We start from the raw sequence: 24,634 nt of genomic DNA, 5'->3' as shown, positions 1-24,634 counted from the left end.
GATCTTCGTGCACAGGAAACGTCCCAGATTCCACAAGGCACTCGCACTCCTCACCGGTTCGCTCCTCGCGGGTACCTCACTCGCGCTCGCCGCGCCGCCGGCGAGCGCGAGTGACCCCGACACCACCAGACCGGCCGCCGCGGCCGCCGAGGACTTCCAGCAGGTCACCCTCGCCAAGGGCGTCGCCGAGGTCGGCGAACCGATGTCGCTGGCCGTCCTTCCGGACCGCAGCGTCCTGCACACCTCCCGCGACGGCACCCTGCGCCTGACCGACGCGCAGGGCAACACGTCCGTCGCGGGCAGGCTGGCCGTCTACGACCACGACGAGGAGGGGCTCCAGGGCATCGGGATCGACCCCGACTTCGCCGAGAACCGCTTCGTCTACCTCTACTACGCGCCGCCCCTGAACACCCCGCCCGGCGACGCCCCCGAGAACGGCACCGCCGCCGACTTCGCGCCCTTCGACGGCGTCAACCGGCTCTCCCGGTTCGTCCTGGACGAAAACGGCACCCTGGACCTGGCCAGCGAGAAGAACGTCCTCGAGGTCAAGACCTCCCGCGGCATGTGCTGCCACGTCGGCGGCGACATCGACTTCGACAAGGACGGCAACCTCTACCTGTCGACCGGTGACGACTCCAACCCGTTCTCCTCCGACGGCTACGCGCCCATCGACGAGCGGCCCGACCGCAACCCGGCCTTCGACGCCCAGCGCTCCGCGGGCAACACCAACGACCTGCGCGGCAAGATCCTGCGGATCAAGGTCAATCCGGACGGCTCCTACGACATCCCCGAGGGCAACCTCTTCGCCCCGGACACCCCGAAGACCCGTCCCGAGATCTACGCGATGGGCCTGCGCAACCCGTTCCGGTTCAGCATCGACAAGCCCACCGGCACCCTCTACGTCGGCGAGTACGGGCCGGACGCCGGCGCCGCCAACCCGAACCGCGGCCCCGCCGGCATGGTCGAGTTCAACCGCGTGACCAAGCCCGGCAACTTCGGCTGGCCCTACTGCGTCGGCCAGAACCAGGCGTACGTCAAGTACGACTTCGCCACCCAGAAGTCCGGTGACGCCTTCGACTGCGCGGCGCCGAAGAACACCTCCCCGAACAACACCGGCCTGGTCGACCTCCCGCCGGCCCAGCCGGCCTGGATCGACTACGACGGCGCCTCCATCCCCGAGTTCGGCGACGGCTCCGAGTCCCCGATGGGCGGCCCGGTCTACCGCTACGACGCCGACCTGAACTCCCCCGCCAAGTTCCCCGAGGCCTACGACGGGAACTTCTTCGCCGGTGAGTTCGGCCGCCAGTGGATCAAGCGGATCGAGCAGGACGAGGACGGCACCGTCCAGTCCATCAACCCCTTCCCCTGGTCCGGCACCCAGGTGATGGACATGGCCTTCGGCCCGGACGGCGCCCTGTACGTCCTGGACTACGGCCTGTCCTGGTTCGGCGGCGACGAGAACTCCGCGCTGTACCGCATCGAGAACGTCACCAACGGCCACGCGCCGACCGTGACCGCCACGTCGGACCGGACGTCGGGCAAGGCGCCCCTGAAGGTGTCCTTCTCCGCGACCGGCAAGGACGCCGACGGCGACGCGCTCACCTACGCCTGGGACTTCGGCGACGGCACCACCGGCACCGGCGAGTCGCCCCAGCACACCTACCGCACCAACGGCACGTACACGGCCACCGTCACCGTGACGGACCCGACGGGCTACACCGCCACCGCCAACGTCCACGTGGTCGTCGGCAACACCGCGCCCACCGTCACCTTCCAGACCCCGGCCGACGGCACGCTGTTCGAGTTCGGTGACACCATCCCGTTCAAGGTGAGGGTCACCGACGCCGAGGACAAGAAGATCGACTGCTCCAAGGTCACCGTCCGCTACATCCTCGGCCACGACAACCACGGCCACCCGATCACCTCGGCCAAGGGTTGCGAGGGCACCATCACCGCGCCCGCCGACACCGAGCACGACCCCAACGCCAACATCTTCGGCGTCCTCGACGCCGAGTACACCGACAACGGCGGCGGCGGTCAGGAAGCGCTGACCACGCACGACCAGGTCGTGCTCCAGCCTCGCCACCGGCAGGCCGAGCACTTCAGTGCCCAGAGCGGCATCCGCACCTACGACAAGGCCGAGGCGAACGGCGGGAAGACCGTCGGCGACATCGACAACGGTGACTGGATCTCGTTCAAGCCGTACAACCTCAGCGGCGCCCAGACGCTCACCGCCCGGGTCTCCTCCGGCGGCGCCGGCGGGTACCTGGAGGTCCGCACCGGGGGCCCGAACGGCACCCTGCACGGGTCCGGGGTCGTCCCGGTGACCGGCAGCTGGGAGACCTTCCAGGACATCGACATCCCGCTCAGCAAGCTGCCGAAGAAGACCACCGAGCTGTACCTGGTCTTCAAGGGCGGCGACGGAGCGCTCTTCGACCTCGACGACTTCGTGATCTCCGACAAGAAGCCCGCGAAGAACGACAAGCGCATCCTCGTCTTCTCCAAGACGGCCGGCTTCCGGCACGACTCCATCGAAACCGGGGTCCAGACCCTGAAGGACCTCGGCAAGCAGAGCGGCATCACCGTCGACGCCACCGAGGAGTCCCAGCAGTTCACCACCGCCAACCTCGCCCGCTACGACGCCGTCGTCTTCCTCTCCACCACCGGCGACGTCCTCAACGCCGACCAGCAGCAGGCGTTCGAGAAGTACATCGTCGGCGGCGGCGGTTACATGGGCATCCACGCGGCCGCCGACACCGAGTACGACTGGCCGTTCTACGGCGGCCTGGTCGGCGCGTACTTCGACTCGCACCCGCAGATCCAGCAGGCCACCGTCCAGGTCCCCGAGCACGACCACCCGGCCACCAAGGGCCTCGACGACGCGTGGGACCGCACGGACGAGTGGTACAACTACCGCTCCAACCCGCGTGACCACGCCCGTGTCCTGGCCACCCTGGACGAGAGCAGCTACGAGGGCGGCACGATGAACGGCGACCACCCGATCGCCTGGTGCCAGTCCTACCAGGGCGGACGCTCCTTCTACACCGGCCTCGGCCACACCAAGGAGTCCTACGCCGAGGACGGCTTCCGCAGTCACCTGCTCGGTGGGCTGAAGTACACCACCGGCCAGGAGAAGGCGGACTGCAAGCCGCGTACCGCCTGAACCAAGGAACAGCCGCCCGTCAAGGGCGCCTGAAACGGCGGCGGGCGGGAGACGCCGGACTCCCGCCCGCCGTCCCCGCCCCACCCGCCCCACCCCGCCGACCGGGGGTGGAACGGGCCCGGCCCGGTCCGGTTCCGATCTCGGTTCCGGATCTCGGTCCGGTCCGGTCCGCATCCCGGTTCTGGGCCCAGGCCCAGGGCCGGGCCCAGGTCCGGATCTGGGTTCCGGTCCGGGACCGGGTCCCGATCTCGGTCTCGGATGGGTCCAGGTTCCGGTCCGGGTCCGGGTCCGGGTCTTGGGTTCGGCTTCGGGTTCGGGTTCGGCTCTGACCGAGGCCTTGCCCGGCCGGAAACCCGGCGCCGGTACCCGCACGGTCCCGGACCGGGTACCCGTTCCGGACCTGGCCCCGGTCGGACCACACTCCCGGATCTCGGTCCGGCGCTCGGTTCGGATCCCGGCTCCGGGTCCCGGCGTTGGCTCCGGTCCCGAGCCCGGTCCCGAGCCCGGTCCCGAGCCCGGTCCCGAGCCCGGTCCCGAGCCCGAGCCCGAGCCCGAGCCCGAGCCCGAGTTCGGTCCCGAGCCCGGTCCCGGTCCCGGTCCCGAGCCCGAGCCCGGGCCAGGTCCCGGCTCGGGGCGAGACGTCGCCCGGCCGGGAAGCCGGCTCCGGGCCCGACCTCGGCGCCGGCGGCACCCCGGAGACCGTCCGGCGTCCGAGCACCCGTCCGGCTTTCGGTTCGCGTACGACAAGGAGGCTGCCCATGTCCGCCGAACCTTCCGCTTCCCCCTCCCGCACCGGCGTCTGGCTGATCGGCGCGCGAGGCTCCGTCGCCACCACCGCCATCACCGGATGCGCCGCCGTGGCCGCCGGACTGCATCCCACCGCCGGCCTCGTCACCGAGACAGAGCCCTTCGCCGCGAGCGGCCTGCCGGCTCTGCCCTCCCTCGTCTTCGGCGGGCACGACACCGTGGACTGCCCGCTGCCCAAACGCGCCGAGACCCTCGCCGCCGGCGGCGTCCTGCCGCACGGCCTGCCCTCCGCCGTCCGCAGTGAACTGGCCGCCGCCGACGAGGAGATCAGACCCGGCGGTCCGCTGCCCGGCGACACCCGGAGCGAGGACGCCCTCATCGACGCCCTCGCCGACGACATCCGCGACTTCACCCACCGCCACCGCCTCGCCCGCACCGTCGTCGTCAACGTCGCCTCCACCGAACCCGCCCCCGAGGGCACCACCCTGCCCGCCAGCTCGCTCTACGCGGCGGCGGCCCTGCGCGCGGGCTGTCCGTACGTCAACTTCACCCCGTCGACCGGACTGCACCACCCCGCGCTCGCCGCCGAGGCGGAGGCCGCCGCCCTGCCCTACGCGGGCCGCGACGGCAAGACCGGGCAGACCCTGCTGCGGTCCGTGCTCGGCCCGATGTTCACGCAGCGGGCGCTGCGCGTGCTGGCCTGGTCCGGAACGAACCTCCTCGGCGGCGGGGACGGCGCCGCCCTCGCCGACCCCGCCGCCGCCGCGGCGAAGAACTCCGGCAAGGAACGGGTCCTCGCGGACACCCTGGGCACGGTCCCCCAAGGAGAGGTGCACATCGACGACGTGCCCGCGCTCGGCGACTGGAAGACCGCCTGGGACCACATCGCCTTCGACGGCTTCCTCGGCTCCCGGATGACCCTCCAGACGACCTGGCAGGGCTGTGACTCGGCGCTCGCCGCGCCCCTGGTCCTCGACCTGGCCCGGCTGCTGGCCCGCGCCCACGCACGCGGACTGACCGGGCCACGCCCCGAACTCGGCTTCTACTTCAAGGACCCCGACCCGGGCGCCCCCGCCGCGCTGGGGGAGCAGTACGCGGCGCTCCTGGACTTCGGCCGACGGCTGGGGGACCGGCGGTGACCCGCCACGGTCTGGTGGCCGTCGCCCTGGCGGTGACCGTCGCCGCCGTCGTCGGAGCGCGCGGGGCCTCGGCCCGCGGCCGCCGCCCACGCCACGACGTCCGAGCTCCGGACCCGGCCGGCCCGGCGGGGGAGAGCGCCACAGCCACCCCCACGGCCTCCGCCGAACGAACGGTGCCGGCCACCGATCCCGCCGGACGACGACCGGAGGCGTCCGGCGCGGCGCGGCGGGCTTCCCGCCCGGCGCCGGTGGACGGCGATCCCGTCGCACCCTCCCTGGGCGTCGGCACCCCCGCCGACTGGGTCGAACTGCTGCGGCTGCCCGCCCTGTTCACCGTCCCCGGTGACGCTCTCGCCGGGGCCGCGGCGGCCGGGCGGGGCGGCCCCGGGGCCCGTACGCTCCTCGCCATCGGCTCGTCCCTGTGCCTCTACCAGGCGGGCATGGCGCTCAACGACTGGGCGGACCGCGCCGAGGACGCCGTGGAGCGCCCGCACCGGCCGCTCCCGTCCGGGCGGATCGCCCCCGGCGCCGCGCTCGCCGCGGCCGGCGCGCTCACCGCCCTGGGCCTCGCGCTCGCCGCGCGCGCCGGCCGGCCCGCGCTCACTGTCGCCGTACCGCTCGCCGCCACGGTCTGGGCGTACGACCTCGGGCTGAAGCGGACCTGGGCGGGACCGCCGGCGATGGCGGCGGCCCGGAGCCTCGACCTCGTGCTCGGCGCCGCCGCGAGCGGCGGCCGGGTCCGCGCGGCCGTACCGTCCGCCGCGGCCCTCGGCGCCCACACCCTTGCCGTCACCGCCGTCTCCCGCCGCGAGACCCAGGGCGGCTCCACCGCCGTACCGCTCGCGGCCCTCGCCGCCACCGCCTGCGTCGCGTACGCGCTGACCCCGCCCGCCGTGGCCCTCCGGCTCCCGGCGGACCGAGGCGGAGCAGCCCCCCTCGGTCCGCCGGGCCTCCCCCCGGCACCGGGCGGCGCGCTCCGCGCGGCCCTCGCCCTCGGCTACGCCGCCACCGCCGCCCGCCCCCTCGCCCACGCCGTCCTCAACCCCTCACCGCAGCTCACCCAGCGGGCCGTCGGCGGCGGCATCCGCGCCATGATCCCGCTCCAGGCCGCACTGTCCGCCCGCGCGGGCGCACCGGTCACCGCCCTGTGCACGGCCGCCCTGGCCCCCCTGGCCCGAAGGTTCGCGAGGAAGGTGAGCGTGACATGAGCCCCGATCCCGCCGCGGCCCCACGCTTCGGCTACGGCACCAACGGCCTCGCGGACCTGCGCCTCGACGACGCCCTCGGCCTGCTCGCCGACCTCGGCTACGACGGCGTCGGACTGACCCTCGACCACATGCACCTCGACCCGCTCGCCGCCGACCTGGCGGCCCGCACCCGCCGGGTCGCGCACCGCCTTGACGCGCTCGGTCTGGGGGTGACGGTGGAGACGGGCGCCCGCTATGTGCTCGACCCGCGTCGCAAGCACGGCCCCTCCCTCCTGGACGCCGACCCGGAGGACCGTGCCCGGCGCGTGGACCTGCTGCTGCGTGCCGTACGGGTGGCCGCCGACCTCGGCGCCCACGCCGTGCACTGCTTCAGCGGCATCACCCCGCCCGGCACCGACCGGGACACGGCGTGGAAGCGGCTCGCCGAGTCCCTGGACCCCGTGCTGCAGGCAGCCACCGCCGCCGGCCTACCCCTCGCCGTGGAACCCGAACCCGGTCACCTCCTCGCCACCCTCGCCGACTTCCACCAGCTGCGCCGCACCCTCGGCGACCCGGAGAACCTGGGCCTCACCCTCGACATCGGCCACTGCCAGTGCCTCGAACCCCTCCCTCCGGCCGAGTGCGTCCGCGCCGCCGCGCCCTGGCTGCGGCACGTCCAGATCGAGGACATGCGCCGCGGCGTGCACGAACACCTCCCCTTCGGGGAGGGCGACATCGACTTCCCGCCCGTCCTCGCGGCCCTGGCCACCACCGGCTACGAGGGCCTGACCGTCGTGGAACTGCCCCGGCACTCCCACGCAGGCCCGCACCACGCCGAGCTCTCCCTGCCCTTCCTCCGCCGAGCGGCCACCACCGCCACGCCCACGGACGAGCCCCGGGCCCCCGTCCCTTTGGCCGCCGTCCCCTCCGCCTCCGTGCCCGCAACCCCCGTCTCCTCGGCCCCCGTCCCCGCAGCCCCCGTCCCCCCGGCCCCCGTCTCCTCCGCCTCCGCGCTGGACGCCTCCGAGCATCCGGTCACCCCAGAAGGGAGCACCCGATGACCCACCCGCACGGCACCGGCACCGCGGGCACCCCCACGGCCGGCACCGCCCCCACCCCCACGCCCACGGACGAACTGCGCGCCCGCATGGAGACCGGTCTCACCCCGGCCGCACGAGCCTGGCTCGACCAGGCGCTCGACGAGGCCGCCGCCCGCCCCGGAACCCACGGGCCGATCTCCGGGTGGGAACTGCGTCTGGCCGAGGCCGGCCGCCGCTGCGGCCCGGCCCACGCCGACGCCGCCCGCGTCCTCATCCTGCACGCCGCCCGGGCCGACCTCGGCGCCCTCACCCGGGCCTACCGCCAGGGCACCGCCGACGAACGCCGCGCCGTCCTGCACGCCCTGCCCCACCTCGTGCCGGGACCCGACGCCCTCTCGCTGGTCGACGACGCGCTGCGCACCAACGACACCCGGCTGCTCGCCGCCGCCGTGGGCCCGTACGCCGCCCGGCACCTGGCACCCCACGCATGGCGGCACGCCGTACTGAAGTGCCTGTTCACGGGTGTGCCCGTGGACAGCGTCGCGGACCTGGGCCGCCGCGCCCGAGGCGACGCCGAACTCGCCCGCATGCTCGGCGACTACGCCGCCGAACGCGCCGCCGCCGGCCGGCAGGTCCCCGAGGACCTGCACCGCGCCCTGGCCCTGACCGAGCCCGACACCGCGCCGCACGGCCCGGTCGACCCCCACGGCAAGGAGTCCTGATGCGCATCTTCGATCCCCACATCCACATGACGTCCAGGACCACCGACGACTACGAGGCCATGCACGCCGCCGGCGTCCGCGCCGTCGTGGAACCGGCCTTCTGGCTCGGCCAGCCCCGCACCTCGGCCGCCTCCTTCCTCGACTACTTCGACTCCCTGATCGGCTGGGAACCCTTCCGTGCCGCCCAGTACGGCGTCGCCCACCACTGCGCCATCGCCCTGAACCCCAAGGAGGCCAACGACCCGCGCTGCCTGCCCGTCCTCGACGAACTGCCCCGCTACCTCGTCAAGGACCAGGTCGTCGCCGTCGGCGAGATCGGCTACGACTCGATGACACCGGAGGAGGACACCGCACTCTCCGCCCAGTTGCAGCTCGCCGCCGACCACGGGCTGCCCGCCCTCGTCCACACCCCGCACCGCGACAAGCTCGCCGGGCTGCGCCGCACCCTCGACGTCGTGGCGGAGTCGGCGCTGCCCCTGGACCGCGTCCTGGTCGACCACCTCAACGAGACCACCGTCAAGGAGGCCAAGGACAGCGGCTGCTGGCTCGGCTTCTCCGTCTACCCCGACACCAAGATGGACGAGGAGCGGATGGTCGCGATCCTGCGCGCCCACGGCCCCGAACGGGTCCTCGTCAACTCCGCCGCGGACTGGGGCAGAAGCGACCCCCTCAAGACCCGCAAGGTGGGCGACCTCATGCGCGCCGAGGGCTTCACCGAGGACGAGGTGGACCGCGTGCTGTGGCGCAACCCGGTCGAGTTCTACGGCCTCAGCGGCCGGCTGAGCCTCGACGTCGCCGCGACCGGCGCCACCCACGAGGGCAACAGCATCCTGCGCGGCGGGGAGTGATCGATGCGCTTCCGGCACCCCGACGGCTCCACCGTCCACCTCGCCTACTGCACCAACGTCCACCCCGCCGAGACCCTCGACGGCGTCGTGGCCCAACTGCGCGACCACTGCGAGCCCGTCCGCCGCCGCCTGGGCCGCGACCGCCTCGGCATCGGCCTGTGGCTCGCCCGGGACGCCGCCCGCACCCTCGACACCGACCCGTCCGCGCTGCGCGCCCTGCGCGCCGAACTCGACCGGCACGGCCTCGAGGTGGTCACCCTCAACGGCTTCCCCTACCAGGGCTTCGGCGCCCAGGAGGTCAAGTACCGCGTCTACAAGCCGGACTGGGCCGACGCGGAACGCCTCGAGCACACCACCGCCCTCGCCCGCATCCTCGCCGGACTCCTCCCGGACGACGTCCGCGAGGGCAGCGTCTCCACCCTGCCCCTGGCCTGGCGCACCGCCTACGACGACACCCGCGCCGAGCAGGCCCGCGCCGCCCTGCGCACCCTCGCCGAACGCCTCGACGCCCTCCAGGAGCTGACCGGCCGTTCCATCCGGGTGGGCCTGGAACCCGAACCCGGCTGCGTCGTCGAGACCACGCACGACGCCATCGCCCCGCTCACCGCTATCGCCCACGACCGCATCGGCATCTGCGTCGACACCTGCCACCTCGCCACCTCCTTCGAGGACCCGCACACCGCCCTGGACGCCCTCACCGCCGCCGGCGTCCCCCTCGTCAAGTCCCAGCTGTCCGCCGCCCTGCACGCCGAACAGCCCCACCTGCCCGACGTCCGCGAGGCCCTCGCCGCCTTCGACGAACCGCGCTTCCTGCACCAGACCCGCACGCTCACCGCCGCGGGCCTGCGCGGCACCGACGACCTCGGGGCGGCCCTCGGCGGCGACGCCCTGCCCGACGCCGCACCCTGGCGCGCCCACTTCCACGTCCCGCTGCACGCCGCCCCCGCCGCACCCCTCACCTCCACCCTCCCGGTCCTCAAGACCGCCCTGACCCGGCTCGTCGGCGGCCCGCGGCCGCTCACCCGCCACCTGGAGGTCGAGACCTACACCTGGCAGGCGCTCCCGCCCGAGCTGCGCCCCCGCGACCGCGGCCGGCTCGCCGACGGCATCGCCGCCGAACTCGCCCTCACCCGCGACCTGCTGACCGACCTCGGCCTGAAGGAACTGCCATGACGCCGCCCCAGGGACGACCGACCCCCCTGCTCGTCCTGGACGTCGTCGGTCTCACCCCGCGCGTCCTCGACCACATGCCCCACCTCAAGGCCCTCGCCCAGTCGGGCTCCCGCGCCGCGCTCGGCACCGTCCTGCCCGCCGTCACCTGCGCCGCCCAGTCCACCTTCCTCACCGGCACCATGCCCTCCGAACACGGCATCGTCGGCAACGGCTGGTACTTCCGCGAACTCGGCGACGTCCTGCTGTGGCGGCAGCACAACGGCCTCGTCGCCGGCGACAAGCTGTGGGACGCCGCCCGTCGCGCCCACCCCGGCTACACGGTCGCCAACATCTGCTGGTGGTACGCCATGGGCGCCGACACCGACATCACCGTCACCCCACGGCCCGTCTACTACGCCGACGGCCGCAAGGAACCCGACTGCTACACCCGCCCCCCGGCCCTGCACGACGAACTCACCGAGAAACTCGGCACGTTCCCCCTCTTCCACTTCTGGGGCCCCGGCGCCGACCTCGTCTCCAGCCAGTGGATCATCGACGCCACCCGCCACGTCCTGCGCACCCGCCGCCCCGACCTGACACTCTGCTACCTGCCCCACCTCGACTACGACCTGCAACGCCACGGCCCCGACGACCCGCGCTCCCTGCAAGCGGCGGCCGACCTGGACGCGGCCATGGCCCCGCTCCTGGACGACGCCCGCGCCGAGGGCCGTACCGTCGTTGTGCTGTCCGAGTACGGCATCACCCGCGCCGACCGGCCCGTCGACATCAACCGCGCCCTGCGCCGGGCCGGCCTGCTCGAAGTGCACACCCAGGACGGCATGGAGTACCTCGACCCGATGGCCTCGCGCGCCTTCGCCGTCGCCGACCACCAGATCGCCCACGTCTACGTGCGCCGCCCCGAGGACATGGACGCGACCAGGGCCGCCCTGGACGGACTGCCCGGCATCGAGAGACTCCTCGACGACGAGGGCAAGAAGGCCCATCACCTCGACCACCCGCGCTCCGGCGAACTCGTCGCCGTCGCCGAGCCGGACGCCTGGTTCACGTACTACTACTGGCTCGACGACGAGCGCGCGCCCGACTTCGCGCAGCTCGTCGAGATCCACCGCAAACCCGGTTACGACCCGGTCGAGCTCTTCATGGACCCGCACGACCCCTATGTGAAGGTCAGGGCGGCGACCGCGGTGGCCCGCAAGAAACTCGGCCTGCGCTACCGCATGGCGGTCGTACCCCTCGACGCCTCACCCATCCGCGGCAGCCACGGCCGCCTGCCCGCGAGCGACGACGACGGTCCGCTCCTCCTGTGCTCCACCCCCCGCGCCGTCGGCGACCGCATCGCGGCCACCGACGTGAAGTCCCTCCTGCTCCACCTCGCCGGTCTCGGCCACGCAGACCCCAAGTCCGAAGAGAGGCACCCGTGAACGACATCCAAGCGACCGACCACGGCACCGACGAACAGCTGCGCCGCAGCCTGGGCATCGGCCGCCGCAGCTTCCTCAGCACCTGCACCGCCGTCGCGGCCGGGGCGATCGCCGCTCCTGTCCTCGGCGCGGCCCCCGTGCAGGCGGCGCCCCCCGCCGAGTCGAACGGCAAGGCCAAGGGCCACCTGCTCGTCCCCGAGGACAAGCGCGGCATCATCCTCTACACGGTGCGCGACGCCACCGGCCGCGACCCGCTCTCGACCAGCCTGCCCTCCGGCTTCCGGGCCGTGTTCGAGCAACTGGCCCGCTTCGGCTACCGGCAGGTCGAGTTCGCGGGCTACGGTCAGCACCCCAACGCACCCGGCGGCGCCGACCTGGAGACCGTCGAGGGCGCCCGGCTGCTGCGCCGCTGGCTGGACGAGTACGGGCTGCGGGCGCAGGGCAACCACGGCTTCATCCCGGGCTCCTGGCCGCTGACCACCAGCGACCTGGACACCTTCAAGAAGCACCTGGAGATCGCCAACATCCTCGGCATGCAGCACATGGGGACCGGCAACGACCCCACCGGCAGCGACTACAAGGCCGACTGGGACGTCGCGGCCGACAAGTGGCACGTCCTCGGCGAGATCGCCCGCCGCGCCGGGATCAAGCTCTACACCCACAACCACGACGCGGCCTACGGCTTCCTGCTCGACGGCGGTCCGCTCGACGCCCAGGGCCGCCCGACCCGCAGCTCCGGGATCCGCAAACTGGAGTACTTCCTGTCCATCACCGACCCCAAGCTGATCTGGCTGGAGATGGACATCTACTGGGCGCACGTGGCCCAGTACAAGTTCCGCACCTACACCGACCACGGCGGCGCCACCCGGCAGAACATCTTCGACCCGGCCGGCCTGGTCACCCGCCACAACAAGCGCTACCCGCTGTTCCACGCCAAGGACGGAGTCGTCAACGCCACCAACGGACAGGGCTACGACATGGTCCCGTTCGGCACCGGCGTCATCGACTACACGACGTTCTTCTCCCGCGTCGGCCATCCCAACTACCACCACCCGATGGTCGAGCAGGACAACGCCCCGAGCTCCACCGACCTGGCCCAGTCGATGGAACACGCACGGATCGGCTACCAGAACCTGGCCGCGCTGCGCCGCAAGTGACCAACGGGAAGGGGCCCTCCCCGCGACCGCGGGAAGGGCCCCTTCGCCCGTCGTGCGCGGTGTCAGCCCGCCGCCGTGTCGGCGGCGGGTGCGGCGTCCCGGCCACTGCGCCCCGGCTGCCGCAGCAGCAGCGCCAGGGCAGCGGCCACCATCGACACGCCACCGGCCAGCGCGTAGGCGCCGTAGTAGCCCCAGGCGGCGACCACCATGGCGCCGAGCCCGCCGCCGAACAGACCGCTGACCAGCTTGCCGCTGTAGACCAGCCCGTAGTTGGTGGCGTTGTAGTTCTCGCCGAAGTAGTCCGGGGGTCAGCGCGGCGAACATCGGGTAGAAGGCGCCGCCGCCGAAACCGGAGAGGAAGGCGAAGAACAGGAACAGCCACTCGTTCTTCATGTGACCGGCCCAGATGACACCGAACTGGGCCAGTCCGAGGACCACGATGACGAACACCAGCGCGGACTTGCGGCCCCACAGGTCGGACAGCCAGCCCACCACGGCCCGGCCGACGCCGTTGACGACGGCCATGACACCCATCGAGGACGCGGCGACCAACGGCCCGAAGCCGACCTCCTTGGCGAAGGCGACCTGGAAGGAGATGCCGAAGATCGACACGCCGGCGGTCATCACGACCGTCACCCACATCAGCGGCAGCATGCCGGTTCTGATGGCCTCCATGGGGGTGTACTGCCGGGCCGCAGGCGGGTTCTTGGCCAGGCTCGCGGTGTTCTTGTTCTTCGCGGAGTGCGACAGCGGGTCGATGCCGGCGGGCCACCAGTTCTTCGGCGGGTCCTTGAAGAAGAACGCGCAGACCGCGACCGCGATCAGTACGTAGACGCCGATCAGGTCGAGCACCTCGTGGTAGTTCCCGGTGTCGAAGGCGTAGTTGAAGATGAATATGAACGGCAGCGAGCCGTACGCGAAGCCGCCGTTGACGAACCCGGTCTTCGCGCCGCGCCGTTCCGGGAACCACTTGCCGACCATGTTGATGCAGGTGGCGTAGACCAGCCCGGAGCCGACGCCGCCCACGACGCCGAAGCCGAGCAGGGCGAGCATCACGTTGTGCAGGTGGGAGAGGGCCAGGAAACCGACCAGGCACATGGCGGCACCCAGGTACATGGCGCGGCGGGCCGTGAGGATGCCCCGCTCGCGCAGCCACCCGGCCGGGAAGGCGATGCCGGCCTGGAAGAACACCCAGACGCTGAGGATCCAGAACGTGTTGCTCTGGGTCCAGCCGTGCGCCTTCGACAAGGTGTCCTCGGCAGAGCCGTAGGCGTACTCGGAGACGCTGATGGCCATCATGCAGACCCACGGCAGGTACACCATGATTTTGCGTGAATGGCCGAGTATGTCCCGGTCTGTCTCACCGACGCGGTACACCCGCCCCCGGGCGTCGGTCACTTCGCGAAACGCGCCGTGCGCCGTGCGGGCCTCGCCCGGCGCACTTCTTGGTCGATAGGGGATCCGCGGTCATGTCTGGCCATCTCCTCGCCGTGTCGGTGGGGATCGGGGGCGATGCGCCGGGCGTTCGCTCGGCCCGGTGTCTTGCGGAACTTCGCCGGAACAGCGCCGGTGCGGCGCGGGGCGGCTCCGGCGCGGCCTGTGCGGTCGTGCGTACGCTCCCGGGGCGGCCCGCGCCCACCACCGGCCGCTCCCGGACTTGACCTGCTCACCGATGAGCCGTCGCGCACGGGAGCCGGAATGGACCTCTACGAACACCAGGCAAGGCAACTCTTCGAGGAGTACGGCATCGTGGTGCCGCGCGCCGAGATCACGGACTCCTCCAAGAAGGCCCGTGAGATCGCCCGCAGGCTCGGCGGCCGGGTCGTCGTCAAGGCGCAGGTGAAGACGGGGGGACGGGGCAGGGCGGGCGGGGTGAAACGCGCCGCCGACCCCGCGGCCACCGAACTGACGGCCCGCCACATCCTCGGCATGGACATCAAGGGCCACCGCGTCCGCACGGTGATGGTGGCCGAACCGATCGACACCGCCGAGGAGTTCTACGTCGCCTACGCCCTCGACCGGGCGAGGGGCGGTTTCCTCGCCGTGGCCTCGGCTCAGGGCGGCACGGAGATCGAGGAGGTGGCCGCGCGCCGGCCCGAGGCGGTGGCACGCGTTCCCGTCGACCCGGCCGAGGGCGTCACCTCGTCGAAGGCCGCCGAGATCGCCACGGCGGCGGGCCTGCCTCCGCAGGCCGTGGACACCCTGGTCCGGCTCTGGCAGGTCCTGGTCCGCGAGGACGCCCTGCTGGTGGAGGCCAACCCGCTGGTACGCACGAGGCAGGGCCGGATCGTCGCACTCGACGGCAGGATCACCCTCGACGGCAACGCCCGCTTCCGCCAGGCCCGCTGGGGAACGGAGCACACCGGGCACGACGACCCGCTGGAGGCAGCGGCCGCGGCCCGCGGCCTGACCTACGTCAAGCTGGACGGAGAGGTCGGCGTCATCGGCAACGGCGCCGGCCTGGTCATGTCCACGCTGGACATGGTCGCCGACCATGGCGCCCGCCCGGCCACCTTCCTCGACACCGGAGCGGACGTCGGAGGCGGAGCCTGCGCACGCCTCATGGCCGACGGACTGTCCGTCGTCCTCTCCGACCCGTCCGTGAGATCGGTCCTCGTCAACGTCTTCGGCGGGATCACCGTGTGCGACACCGTCGCCGAGGGCATCGTCCGGGTCCTGGACGCCGTCCGGCTCACCAGGCCGTTGGTCGTACGCCTCGACGGCAACAACGCGGCCCGCGGCCGCGCCATCCTCGACGAGCGCGCGCGCCCTCTGCTCGAACAGGCCCCCACCATGGACACCGCTGCGAGCGGCGCCGCGGAACTCGCCCGGCAGGGATGACTCCCGTCACGCCCCGATCACGATCCGTGTCCACCGCCTCCGTCCCCTCCCGGCGCGGATACGCAGGTGAAACGCACCGCGAAACCTTGGTATCGTTGTCCATGTCGCCGCGGGAGGAAACCCCCGGTCAGGCGGCAGACACCTAGTCCGGGTGGCGGAATGGCAGACGCGCTAGCTTGAGGTGCTAGTGCCCTTTATCGGGCGTGGGGGTTCAAGTCCCCCCTCGGACACTCACAGTAACGATACAGAAGCGAGGGCCTCGACCTGACGGTCGCGGTCCTCGTTGCGTTGTCGTAAGCGATGGTGATCCCCAGGGCCTCGTAGAGCGGCCCTTTCTTGTCGGCGTCGGCGGCTTGGATACGCTGTGCGTTGTTACCGAGTCTCTCGGTGATCGCCTTGATCTGGTCGGCGGTGAGGGGTGATTCCTTCTTCCGGTTGACGGCGGGCAGCGCGTCGAGCTTCTTGTGCGCCGCGTCCTTGTCCCGCTGCGCATCGTTGATCCACTGGGTGACGACGGCCGGATCGGCTCCGGCGTCGAGGGCGGCCTGGTAGCGGGCGAGTCGCCGCTCGCATTCCTTGATCGCCTGGCGAGCCTGGGCCTGCTCGGGGGTGTGGACCGGTGCGGTGCTGGCTGCGATGCTCGCGGCGCTGAGTGCGGTGATGGTGGCGGTGAGCCGATCGGGCTCGAAGGCCCGGGCGATCCATGCATCCAGTGCCTGGCAGACGATGTCTTCGCGCAGGTTGACGGTCCTGCGCTTGCCGAAAACCTCGTCCGTACAGGTCACGCGGCATGTTCGTACTCGTGGAGAATGCCGCCCAGGCGTTCGCGGCTGCGTATGTCGAGGCGGGCGATCTGCGTTGGATCGTTGATCACCGTGGGCAAGGGATGTAGCGGCCGGGCGTTCGCGATGCCCTGGTGCGGTCTGTGCTCGTTGTAGAAGGACTCGAACTCACGCAGGACGTACAGGAGGTGACGCTGGTTCCAGATCAAGGTCCGGTCCAGCAGTTCCCGTCGGCACGTTTGCACCCACCGCTCCATGATGGAGTTCATTCTTGGCATCTGAACGCCGCTGAGCATCACCTCGATCCCCGCGTCCTTCAAGATGGCGTCGAATAGCTCAGAGAACTTGCCGTCTCTGTCCCGGATCATGAAGCGGGCTCGGCAGCTCGCGTCCTCCAGGTCCATGACGAGGTTCTTCGCGGCCTGGACCACCCAGGCCGCGGACGGGTGAGCAGTGGCGCCCAGGATGCGGACCCGGCGGTTGGCGTGCTCGATGACGGCGAACACGTAGAGCCGCACTCCGGACAGGGTGACCGTTTCGAAGAAGTCACAGGCCAGCAGGGCGTCGGCCTGGGAGTGCAGGAAGTCGGCCCAGGTACTGGAGCTCCGTTCGGGCGCCGGGTCGATCCCGGCCTCCTTCAGGATCTCCCATACCGTGGAGGCGGCCACCTTCACGCCCAGCACGAGCAGCTCACCGTGCACTCTCCTGTAGCCCCAGCTGGGATTTTCGCGCGCCAGGCGCAGTACCAGGGCTCTGATCGAGTGCACGGTCCGTGGCCGGCCCGGACGCTTCGGCCGAGAACGGGCCGCGTGGCGGCGTGCGATCAGGTCGCGGTGCCATCGCAGCACCGTATCTGGGTGCACCAGCAGCCGCACCCTGCGCAGGATGTCCCGTGGCAGCCGATGCAGCAACGCCGCCAGGAACGCCCGGTCGGTCAGGGTGAACCGCACCCTCTGCTTGCCGAGTTGGCGGTCCAGCACCGTGATCTGATGACGCAGGGCCAGGATCTCCGCGTCCTTGTCCCGGGCGCTCATTGGCAGCAGGCGTAGCAGGGCGAATGCGTTCGTCACGCTCAGGTAGGCCATTCGTAGCAGCACGGTCGATCATCATGCCGCGGTGATCGACAGCCACGTGGGGATGACGGCGTGAGCGACTGCGGTCTACATCCCGCACACCGGCTACAACCAGGGCGGATGAGTTTTCGGCAAGGGCAAGGTTGGCGCTGCCGGTGTAGCCCAACTCCCGGATCTCCTCGAGGAGGTGGGTGACCGGGACGGCGGGATCCTCGGCACGGCGCCGACGCAGGTGCTCGCGGTAGGGGTCGACGAGGGTGGGCCGGTAGGCGGGCGATGCGCAGGGCCGGGGGTTCGGGCATGCGGGCGTAGCGTTTGACGGTGTTCAGGGCCAGGCTGAGGCTGCGGGAGCAGTCGAGCAGGCCGACGCCCTGGCCGAGGAGATCGTGGATCTTGTTCCAGCGTTCGAGTGTGGTCTGCTCGCGTACTTTGCCGGGGCGGGGCGGGTTGATGGTGGCCCAGCATCCGGCGTGGGCGCGGACCTCGAGCTGGAGTTGTCGCAGAGATTTCGCCAGAGGTGCCATCGGTCGCTGACCTGCACCGCGTCGGGCAGGGCTCGGCGGACGGCCTCGGCATAGGTGGCCGAGCCGTCCCGGCACACGACCTGGGCACCAGGATGTTCGCGCAGCCAGGACTCCAGGGTGGCCGCCTCGCGGTCGGGCAGGACCACGACGCGCCGGTCGGTCTCGGCATCCGCGATGATCGTGGCGTAGCGGTGGCGGCGGCGCAGGGCGAAATCGTCCACGCCGATCTTTGGGCCGCTGCGGGCCTGATCATTACCGAAGGGACCCAGCCCAGCCGTGGGAGAGGGCCACCTCGACATTCCCGGGCTGCACAACTTCGCCCAGGTGGAAGGATGGCGTCGGGTCACAGTCGACATCCGTCGCCCGATCGTAGAAAGATGGCTGTACCGCGTATAAAGGGCACACGGTCAATGAGCGAACACGAGCAGCGTGAGGGGGCGGGAAGCTCCCATCGTGGTGGACCCACCCGGCCCAGAGGGGTGCTGGATCTGATCCGGATCGCCACATGGCTGATCGGGTCGGACGGCCGCACCATCGTGGCATGGGGCGCGCAGGCGAGCGAGCTGCTCGGGTATCGTCCCGAGGAAGTCCTCGGCCGGGATGCGACGCGGGTTCTGTCCTTCGAGCCGGACCAGGCGCGTGCGGCGGCCAGCCTCGACCGAGTTCTGGCCGGTGAACGCTTTGCCGGCGTCGACCTCGTACTGCGCCGGGACGGCCAGCGCGGACCGGTGGAGTTCCGCAGCGGTGGGCCCCCTCGACGGCGGACTGCTCGGGCAGGGAACGGCACCTGGGCGGCGTCGTAGCGGCGGCCGTCCCGTGTGCGACCAGATCCGGAATTTGATCGTCTGGTCGCCCGACCGGGCTCCTCCACCTTCACCACCTCTGCGCCGAAGTCGCCGAGGAAGCCGTCGTGGTCATCGCCTCCAAGGTCGTCAGCATCGAAGAAGACCGTCACGTCGACCTCGACACCGTCACACCGCGCCCGGAAGCGCTCGAACCCTCCGCCCGCACAGGCAAACCGGCGGAGATCGTGGAACTCATCCTCACCGAGTCCACCAGCCACTTCCTCGCCACCGAAACCGGCCCGATCATCGCCTACCACCGTCTCGGCTGCCAGCTCACCAACGCCGGTGTAGACCGTGCCGAACCCGGCGGCGCATGGCTCCTGCCCGCCGACCCTCGAAGGACACCATCGTCCGGTCGGCTCCAACAACGCTCGTGAGCAGTAACACCTAGCCCGCAACCGCCTGGCGCGCGGCCGGGGTCGCCTCGTGGCGGCCGTCGGTGCTGAGCGCGTGCAGGATCTCCTCGACGCTCTGCTTTGCGTCGCCGAAGAGCATGCTGCTGTTCTCGCGGAAGAAGAGCGGGTTCTGCACGCCTGCGTAGCCGGAGGCCATGGATCGCTTGAAGACGATGACCTGCTCGGCCTCCCAGACCCGCACCACTGGCATGCCGGCGATCGGGCTGCCCGGGTCCTCGGTCGCGGCCGGGTTGACGGTGTCGTTCGCGCCGATGACGAGCACGACGGAGGTGTCGGCGAAGTCGTCGTTGATCTCGTCCATCTCCAGGACGATGTCGTAGGGCACCTTCGCCTCGGCCAGCAGCACGTTCATGTGTCCGGGCAGGCGCCCGGCGACGGGGTGGACGCCGAAGCGGACCTCGATGCCCCGCTCGCGCAGTTGCCGCGTCAGCTCCGCGACCGGGTGTTGGGCCTGGGCGACGGCCATGCCGTAGCCGGGGGTGATGATCACCGAGCGGGCCTGGGCGAGCGTCTCGGCCGCCTCCGCGGCGCGCACCTCGCGGTATTCGCCCTGCTCCTCCTCGCGGCCGGCTGGCGCCTCGATGCCGAAGCCGCCCGCGATGACGGAGATGAAGGAGCGGTTCATCGCCTTGCACATGATGTAGGACAGGTAGGCACCGGAGGAGCCGACCAGCGCGCCCGTGACGATGAGCAGGTTGTTGTCGAGCAGGAAGCCGGCCGCGGCTGCCGCCCAGCCCGAGTAGCTGTTCAGCATGGAGACGACGACGGGCATGTCGCCGCCGCCGATCGATGCGACCAGGTGCCAGCCCAGGGCCAGTGCGAGCACGGTCACCGTGATCATCAGCGGCAGGTTCGGACTGATCGTGAACCAGATGGTCAGCGCGACGAAGGCGCCGAGCGCGCCAAGGTTCAGCGCGTTCTTGCCCGGCAGCATCAGCGGACGGGAGTTGATCCGAGCCGAGAGCTTCAGGAACGCGACGATCGAGCCGGTGAAGGTGACCGCGCCGATGAAGATGCCGATGAACACCTCGGCGTGATGAATGGCCAGCAGGTCGGCGCCGATCCGGGTCTGCGCCGTGCCGTGCGACTCCACCTCCAGGTAGGTGTTCCAGCCCACCAGCACCGCGGCGAGGCCGACGAAGCTGTGCAGTACCGCGATCAGTTCGGGCATCTGCGTCATCTCGACGCGGCGGGCCCGCCACAGGCCGATCACCGCGCCGAGCGCCATCGCGAGCACGATCAGCGCGACCACGCGGGCGGAAGTGTCCTGCGCTGCCACCACGACCGTGGCGGCCAGCGCGAGGGCCATGCCGGCGATGCCGTAGGCGACGCCAGCGCGGGAGGTGTGGTGCTGGGACAGGCCGGCCAGGCTGAGGATGAACAACAGAGCGGCGACCAGGTCGGACGCGTGGGAGGCCGTCATGGAGGTCATCTTGGCTCAGCCTTTCGAGAACATGGACAGCATGCGGCGGGTGACGGCGAAACCTCCGAAGATGTTGACGCTCGTCAGCAGGAGCGCCGCGAAGGACAGCGTGGTGACGATCCGGCTCTCGTGCCCGATCTGCAGCAGCGCGCCGATCACGACGATCCCGGAGATCGCGTTGGTCACCGACATCAGCGGCGTGTGCAGCGCGTGGTGCACCTTGCCGATGACGTAGTAGCCGATCACCACCGCCAGCGCGAACACCGTGAGGTTCTCCGCGAGTTGCGCCGGGGCGAAGGCCACCAGCAGGGACATCGCGAGCATGCCGAGCCCGATCAGGCCGAAGCGTCCCCCAGATGTCAGCTTCGGCTGTTTGGGCTCCGGCTTGGCGGGCGCGGCCACGGGCTCCGGCTTGGCGGGCGCGGCGGAGACCGCGACGGGCGGCGGTGGCCAGGTGACCTCGCCGTCCCGCACCACGGTCACGGCACGCTGCACGACGTCGTCGAAGTCGATCGCCAGCTGCCCGTCCTTGCCGGGGGTGAGCAGCTTCAGCAGGTTCACCAGGTTGGTGCCGAACAGCTGCGAGGCCTGGGCGGGCAGCCGGGAGGCGAGGTCGGTGTAGCCGATGACGGTGACGCCGTTGTCAGTGACCACCGTGCGCCCCGGCACGGTGCCCTCGACGTTTCCGCCCTGGGCGGCGGCCATGTCGACGATGACGCTGCCCGGCTTCATCACGGCCACGTCCTTCGCCGTCAGCAGGCGCGGCGCCGGCCGGCCCGGGATCAGCGCGGTGGTGATGACGATGTCCACGTCCTTGGCCTGCTCGTGGTAGAGCTCGGCGGCGGCGCGGTCGTAGTCGGCGGAGGTCGCCTTGGCGTAGCCGTCGGTGCTCGCCTCTTGAGCGACGTTCACCGCCAGGTACTCGCCGCCCAGCGACTTCACCTGGTCCGCGACCTCCGGCCGCGGGTCGGTTGCGCGCACGATCGCGCCTAGGCTGGAAGCGGCGCCGATCGCCGCCAGACCGGCCACACCCGTGCCGGCCACCAGCACCTTCGCCGGCGGCACCTTGCCCGCCGCGGTGACCTGGCCGGTGAAGAACCGTCCGAAGATGTGCGCGGCCTCGATGACCGCGCGGTATCCGGCGATGTTCGCCATCGAGGACAGCACGTCCATCGACTGTGCGCGCGAGATGCGCGGCACCGCGTCCAGCGCGAGGGCGGTCACGCCCGCGTCGGCGAGCGCCTGAAGCAGCTCGGGCCTTTGTGTCGGGGCCAGCAGGGCGACCACAGTCGTGCCCTCGCGCAGCCGGGTGATCTCCGCCTCGAAAGGAGCGTTCACCTTCAAGACGACATCCGCGTCCCAGGCCTCGTCGACCCCCGCGCCGGCGTCGATGTAGGCCTGGTCGCTGAAGCCGGAGGCCTCACCGGCCCCGGACTCGACGACGACCTCGTAGCCGAGGCCCAGCAGCAGTCGTACCGTTGCCGGGGTCGCCGCGACACGCGTCTCCCCGGAAAGCGACTCGACGACCACGCCAATGCGCTGGGGAGGATGGTGTGCAGGTTCTTGAGCAGACATGTCCTGTATCTCTTGTCAGAGGAGGCTTTGAGAGGGGATTTGCGCTCTTGATCGCTGGAAGCCACCCACCAGATACGTGCGGGCCAACGCGAACAGACCGTGATCTGCTTCACCTTGCGGTACCGGCCGAAAACGATCAGACCGCGCGGGAGTGTCCGACCGCGTACGCTCGCGGAATTCACCATGGTGACTCCTCCCCACGGATGAATCCGTGGGGAGGCTTCGCCTCCGACCTCGCCGTCCAACTCAGCTCCATTCGCGAATTCTCTCCCCCCGGGGCTCAGTTGCTGCTGTCGATGTGCTCGAGAGGACAACTCCTCACGTGGGCGCTCCTGCCGCGCGGCGGGAACGCGCCGAGGTGAAGGACGCGCTGAAGCACGGCCGCCCGTCGCTGCGGGAGGTGCTGGAGCATGAGGCCGAGGCCATCCGCAAGATGCCCGTTCGTACGCTCTTGGAGTCGCTTCCCATCCTGCGCATCCACCTGGCCGCCCCGCCCCAACGTCCCTGGGGCTGGTCGCGCATGCCGGCCCCACTGTCGGACCGGCGATGCGGTGCTCCATGAACGGCCGGGCAGGAAAGGACCGTCCATCTCGGCGCACAACTTCTCGTACGCGACCGCGACCTGGGGTTCAGCCCTGGACGCGCGTGGCGTGGCCCGCCCACTCCTTCTCACGGAGCACGAACTTCTGGATCTTCCCCGTCGACGTCTTGGGCAGCTCGTCCACCACGGCCACCTCACGGGGAGCCTTGTAGTGGGCGATCTGCTGACGGACGTGCGCGATCAGATCCGCCTCCGTGGGAGCCGTGCCACGGCGGGGGATGACGAAGGCCTTGGGGCGTTCGCCCCACCGCTCGTCAGGGACACCGACGACGGCGGCCTCGAGCACGTCGGCATGGCTCATGAGGGCCTGCTCCACCTCGACCGTGGAGATGTTCTCCCCACCGGAGATCACCACGTCCTTGGCGCGGTCCCGCAGCTCGACGTAACCGTCCGGATGCATGACTCCGAGATCCCCCGAGTGGAACCATCCGCCCCGGAACGCCTTGGCGGTGCTCTCCTCGTCCAGGTAGTAGCCGGGCATCACGCAGTTGCCGCGCATGACGATCTCACCCATGGTCTGTCCGTCAGCGGGCACGTGCACCATGTCCTCGTCGACGACGCGCACGGCGTCGGCCTGGATCATGCCGACACCCTGACGCGCCATCAGCCGCGCGCGCTCGACGCCAGGCAGGCCGTTCCAGGTGCTTTGGACCTCGCAGACGGCGTAGGGGCCGTAGGTCTCCGTCAGTCCGTAGAGGTGGACGATGGAGAAGCCCATCTGCTCCATGGCCGCGATCGTGGTGGGGCTGGGCGGGGCGCCCGCCGTGGTGATGCGCAACGGCGCATCGAGAGGAGCGGCCTCCTCTGCGTTGAGGATCGTGGTGACGACGGTCGGCGCCGCGTTGAGGTGTGTGACTCCGTGGTCCCTGATCGCCCGCCAGATGGCTTCTCCCCGTACCTCGGGGAGGCACACGTGGGTGCCGCCGACCGCTGTGACCGCCCACGTGGTGCACCAGCCGTTGCAGTGGAACATCGGAAGCGTCCACAGGTACACGCTGTCGGTGGTGTGCTGGGAGTGGAGCACCTCGCCCAGAGCGTTGAGGTAGGCCCCGCGATGGGTGAAGATCACGCCCTTGGGGCGGCCCGTCGTACCTGAGGTGTAGTTCAGGCTGATGGGTTTGCGCTCGTCGTTCACCGACCACGGCAGATCGGCAGCCGCCGGCCCGCTCTCGAGGAGAGCCTCGTAGGTGATCCACCCGGCGGGCGGTTCCTGAGCGGTCGTCACGCGTGTATGGAGCGAGTCGAGGCCCGCTGCCGCCTCGTCGGCGAGCTGGGTGAGGCCCGCCCCGGCGACGAGCACGCCGGCGCCGGAGTGCTCGAGGATGTACCGCATCTCCTGCGCCGAAAGCCGCGTGTTGATCGCCACCAGCACGCCGCCGGCCAGGGGCACGGCGAAGTGGGCGACCAGCATCTCGGGCACATTCGGCATCAGGTAGGCGACGCGGTCGCCGTCGCCGACGCCCTTGCCCTGCAGGGCCTTGGCGGTCGCCTGCGCCAGTGCGCCGAACTCCCCGTAGGTGACGGTGCGCTCGTCGTCCACCATCGCGGTCTTCTCGGCCCACACGGTGGACGAGCGGCCCAGGAACGAGAGCGGAGTCAGCGGGGTGTCGCAGACGAGGTTCATCGGGAGTTCTCCTGGTGTGGTGTCTGGATCGGTGACTGCATCGGTCAGCTCGGCCTGGGACCGGCCGGGACGACGCGGAGGTCCTCGACGGCCTTTTCGATGGCGGCGACGGCGGTCGGGATGGCGCCATCGGATGTCCTGGTGCGTCACGAGAACTGCACGATGTCGATCTGTGCCTTGTCGAGCTCCGACGAGCCGCGCAGCAGCGCGACAACGGCGTCGGTCAGGGCGTGGCGGTGGGCCTCTGCAGGCCGGCGCCGCGAGATAATTCCACAATGCGGAACGAATGTTCTGCAACATGGTCAAGCTAGAGCGGTCGGTATGACAGCGTCA

16 protein-coding genes, 1 tRNA gene and 4 pseudogenes are annotated in these 24,634 nt (G+C 71.0%); 14 read left to right on the top strand and 7 right to left on the bottom strand.

The genetic code is table 11. The annotated features are described in order from the left end of the window. Positions 1–7 precede the first annotated feature (7 nt). The 9 genes from ACTYVM_RS24525 to ACTYVM_RS24485 all read left to right on the top strand — a co-directional run bounded on the left by ACTYVM_RS24525 (position 8) and on the right by ACTYVM_RS24485 (position 12,597). A complete protein-coding gene (locus ACTYVM_RS24525) occupies positions 8–3,163 on the top strand; it encodes a ThuA domain-containing protein (RefSeq protein WP_445528020.1) in 3,156 nt (1,051 codons plus the stop codon). A 758-nt stretch (positions 3,164–3,921) separates the two neighbouring features. After that, on the top strand, positions 3,922–5,049 hold the full coding sequence (locus tag ACTYVM_RS24520; protein ID WP_445528019.1) for an inositol-3-phosphate synthase: 1,128 nt from the start codon (positions 3,922–3,924) through the stop codon (positions 5,047–5,049). A 248-nt stretch (positions 5,050–5,297) separates the two neighbouring features. Next, positions 5,298–6,257, top strand: coding sequence for an SCO3242 family prenyltransferase (locus ACTYVM_RS24515; RefSeq protein ID WP_445528052.1), 960 nt, complete (start codon positions 5,298–5,300; stop codon positions 6,255–6,257). Next, positions 6,254–7,297 carry a sugar phosphate isomerase/epimerase family protein gene (locus ACTYVM_RS24510; protein WP_445528018.1) on the top strand — a complete coding sequence of 348 codons (1,044 nt, stop codon included), beginning with the start codon at positions 6,254–6,256 and terminating at the stop codon, positions 7,295–7,297. The genes ACTYVM_RS24515 and ACTYVM_RS24510 overlap by 4 nt, the downstream gene beginning before the upstream one ends. Continuing rightward, positions 7,294–7,998, top strand: coding sequence for an EboA domain-containing protein (locus ACTYVM_RS24505; RefSeq protein WP_445528017.1), 705 nt, complete (start codon positions 7,294–7,296; stop codon positions 7,996–7,998). The genes ACTYVM_RS24510 and ACTYVM_RS24505 overlap by 4 nt, the downstream gene beginning before the upstream one ends. Continuing rightward, positions 7,998–8,846 carry a TatD family hydrolase gene (locus tag ACTYVM_RS24500; RefSeq protein WP_445528016.1) on the top strand — a complete coding sequence of 283 codons (849 nt, stop codon included), beginning with the start codon at positions 7,998–8,000 and terminating at the stop codon, positions 8,844–8,846. Before ACTYVM_RS24505 ends, ACTYVM_RS24500 begins: the two co-directional genes overlap by 1 nt. 3 nt (positions 8,847–8,849) lie before the next feature. Beyond that, positions 8,850–10,019: a metabolite traffic protein EboE gene (gene eboE, locus ACTYVM_RS24495; RefSeq protein WP_445528015.1), complete on the top strand. Its 1,170-nt coding sequence runs from the start codon at positions 8,850–8,852 to the stop codon at positions 10,017–10,019. Next, positions 10,016–11,440 (top strand): alkaline phosphatase family protein, encoded by a 1,425-nt coding sequence (locus tag ACTYVM_RS24490; protein WP_445528014.1) that lies wholly within the window; start codon positions 10,016–10,018, stop codon positions 11,438–11,440. The genes eboE and ACTYVM_RS24490 overlap by 4 nt, the downstream gene beginning before the upstream one ends. After that, a complete protein-coding gene (locus ACTYVM_RS24485) occupies positions 11,437–12,597 on the top strand; it encodes a sugar phosphate isomerase/epimerase family protein (RefSeq protein WP_445528013.1) in 1,161 nt (386 codons plus the stop codon). Before ACTYVM_RS24490 ends, ACTYVM_RS24485 begins: the two co-directional genes overlap by 4 nt. 62 nt (positions 12,598–12,659) lie before the next feature. Here the strand turns inward: ACTYVM_RS24485 and ACTYVM_RS24480 are convergent. Next, a pseudogene (locus ACTYVM_RS24480) lies at positions 12,660–14,068 on the bottom strand (OFA family MFS transporter). A 227-nt stretch (positions 14,069–14,295) separates the two neighbouring features. Between ACTYVM_RS24480 and sucC the strand changes: the two are divergent. Together sucC and ACTYVM_RS24470 are read left to right on the top strand one after the other, a co-directional pair. After that, positions 14,296–15,438 (top strand): ADP-forming succinate--CoA ligase subunit beta, encoded by a 1,143-nt coding sequence (gene sucC / locus ACTYVM_RS24475; RefSeq protein WP_445528012.1) that lies wholly within the window; start codon positions 14,296–14,298, stop codon positions 15,436–15,438. A gap of 145 nt (positions 15,439–15,583) precedes the next feature. Further along, a tRNA-Leu gene (locus tag ACTYVM_RS24470) sits at positions 15,584–15,668 on the top strand. Here ACTYVM_RS24470 and ACTYVM_RS24465 read toward each other — a convergent pair. The 3 genes and pseudogenes from ACTYVM_RS24465 to ACTYVM_RS24455 all read right to left on the bottom strand — a co-directional run. Further along, positions 15,633–16,223 (bottom strand): hypothetical protein, encoded by a 591-nt coding sequence (locus ACTYVM_RS24465; RefSeq protein ID WP_445528011.1) that lies wholly within the window; start codon positions 16,221–16,223, stop codon positions 15,633–15,635. The two genes, ACTYVM_RS24470 and ACTYVM_RS24465, sit on opposite strands and share 36 nt — an antisense overlap. Further along, positions 16,220–17,317, bottom strand: a complete 1,098-nt coding sequence (locus ACTYVM_RS24460; RefSeq protein WP_445528010.1) for an integrase core domain-containing protein — start codon at positions 17,315–17,317, stop codon at positions 16,220–16,222. The genes ACTYVM_RS24465 and ACTYVM_RS24460 overlap by 4 nt, the downstream gene beginning before the upstream one ends. A gap of 115 nt (positions 17,318–17,432) precedes the next feature. Continuing rightward, positions 17,433–18,044 (bottom strand): annotated as a pseudogene (locus tag ACTYVM_RS24455) (transposase); the annotation flags it as partial. A 183-nt stretch (positions 18,045–18,227) separates the two neighbouring features. Between ACTYVM_RS24455 and ACTYVM_RS24450 the strand changes: the two are divergent. Then, entirely contained in the window at positions 18,228–18,620 is a 393-nt protein-coding gene (locus ACTYVM_RS24450; RefSeq protein ID WP_445528009.1) for a PAS domain S-box protein, read from the top strand. Between the two features lie 95 nt (positions 18,621–18,715). Beyond that, positions 18,716–19,039: pseudogene (locus tag ACTYVM_RS24445) on the top strand (coenzyme F420-0:L-glutamate ligase); the annotation flags it as partial. A gap of 10 nt (positions 19,040–19,049) precedes the next feature. Here the strand turns inward: ACTYVM_RS24445 and pntB are convergent. Beyond that, entirely contained in the window at positions 19,050–20,510 is a 1,461-nt protein-coding gene (gene pntB, locus ACTYVM_RS24440; protein WP_445528008.1) for a Re/Si-specific NAD(P)(+) transhydrogenase subunit beta, read from the bottom strand. A gap of 6 nt (positions 20,511–20,516) precedes the next feature. Beyond that, entirely contained in the window at positions 20,517–22,076 is a 1,560-nt protein-coding gene (locus ACTYVM_RS24435; protein ID WP_445528007.1) for a Re/Si-specific NAD(P)(+) transhydrogenase subunit alpha, read from the bottom strand. A gap of 298 nt (positions 22,077–22,374) precedes the next feature. Between ACTYVM_RS24435 and ACTYVM_RS24430 the strand changes: the two are divergent. Beyond that, positions 22,375–22,542, top strand: a pseudogene (locus tag ACTYVM_RS24430) (integration host factor, actinobacterial type); the annotation flags it as partial. Between the two features lie 163 nt (positions 22,543–22,705). On the opposite strand, the gene ACTYVM_RS24425 reads toward ACTYVM_RS24430, so the two are convergent. Further along, positions 22,706–24,301 carry a long-chain-fatty-acid--CoA ligase gene (locus tag ACTYVM_RS24425; protein WP_445528006.1) on the bottom strand — a complete coding sequence of 532 codons (1,596 nt, stop codon included), beginning with the start codon at positions 24,299–24,301 and terminating at the stop codon, positions 22,706–22,708. Positions 24,302–24,634 lie beyond the last annotated feature (333 nt).

It is taken from the genome of Streptomyces cyslabdanicus (genome assembly GCF_052663305.1).
The sequence above is the reverse complement of the archived record's forward strand: the minus strand, read 5'-3'. Positions and strand labels throughout refer to the sequence as shown.

What these genes read in the sequence shown, in the direction of transcription:
- ACTYVM_RS24520 (WP_445528019.1), top strand. Translation starts at nt 3,922, where the DNA reads ATGTCCGCCGAACCTTCCGCTTCCCCCTCCCGCACCGGCGTCTGGCTG.
- ACTYVM_RS24510 (WP_445528018.1), top strand. Translation starts at nt 6,254, where the DNA reads ATGAGCCCCGATCCCGCCGCGGCCCCACGCTTCGGCTACGGCACCAAC.
- ACTYVM_RS24505 (WP_445528017.1), top strand. Translation starts at nt 7,294, where the DNA reads ATGACCCACCCGCACGGCACCGGCACCGCGGGCACCCCCACGGCCGGC.
- ACTYVM_RS24500 (WP_445528016.1), top strand. Translation starts at nt 7,998, where the DNA reads ATGCGCATCTTCGATCCCCACATCCACATGACGTCCAGGACCACCGAC.
- eboE (WP_445528015.1), top strand. Translation starts at nt 8,850, where the DNA reads ATGCGCTTCCGGCACCCCGACGGCTCCACCGTCCACCTCGCCTACTGC.
- ACTYVM_RS24490 (WP_445528014.1), top strand. Translation starts at nt 10,016, where the DNA reads ATGACGCCGCCCCAGGGACGACCGACCCCCCTGCTCGTCCTGGACGTC.
- sucC (WP_445528012.1), top strand. Translation starts at nt 14,296, where the DNA reads ATGGACCTCTACGAACACCAGGCAAGGCAACTCTTCGAGGAGTACGGC.
- ACTYVM_RS24450 (WP_445528009.1), top strand. Translation starts at nt 18,228, where the DNA reads ATGAGCGAACACGAGCAGCGTGAGGGGGCGGGAAGCTCCCATCGTGGT.
- pntB (WP_445528008.1), bottom strand. Translation starts at nt 20,510, where the DNA reads ATGACCTCCATGACGGCCTCCCACGCGTCCGACCTGGTCGCCGCTCTG.
- ACTYVM_RS24435 (WP_445528007.1), bottom strand. Translation starts at nt 22,076, where the DNA reads ATGTCTGCTCAAGAACCTGCACACCATCCTCCCCAGCGCATTGGCGTG.
- ACTYVM_RS24425 (WP_445528006.1), bottom strand. Translation starts at nt 24,301, where the DNA reads ATGAACCTCGTCTGCGACACCCCGCTGACTCCGCTCTCGTTCCTGGGC.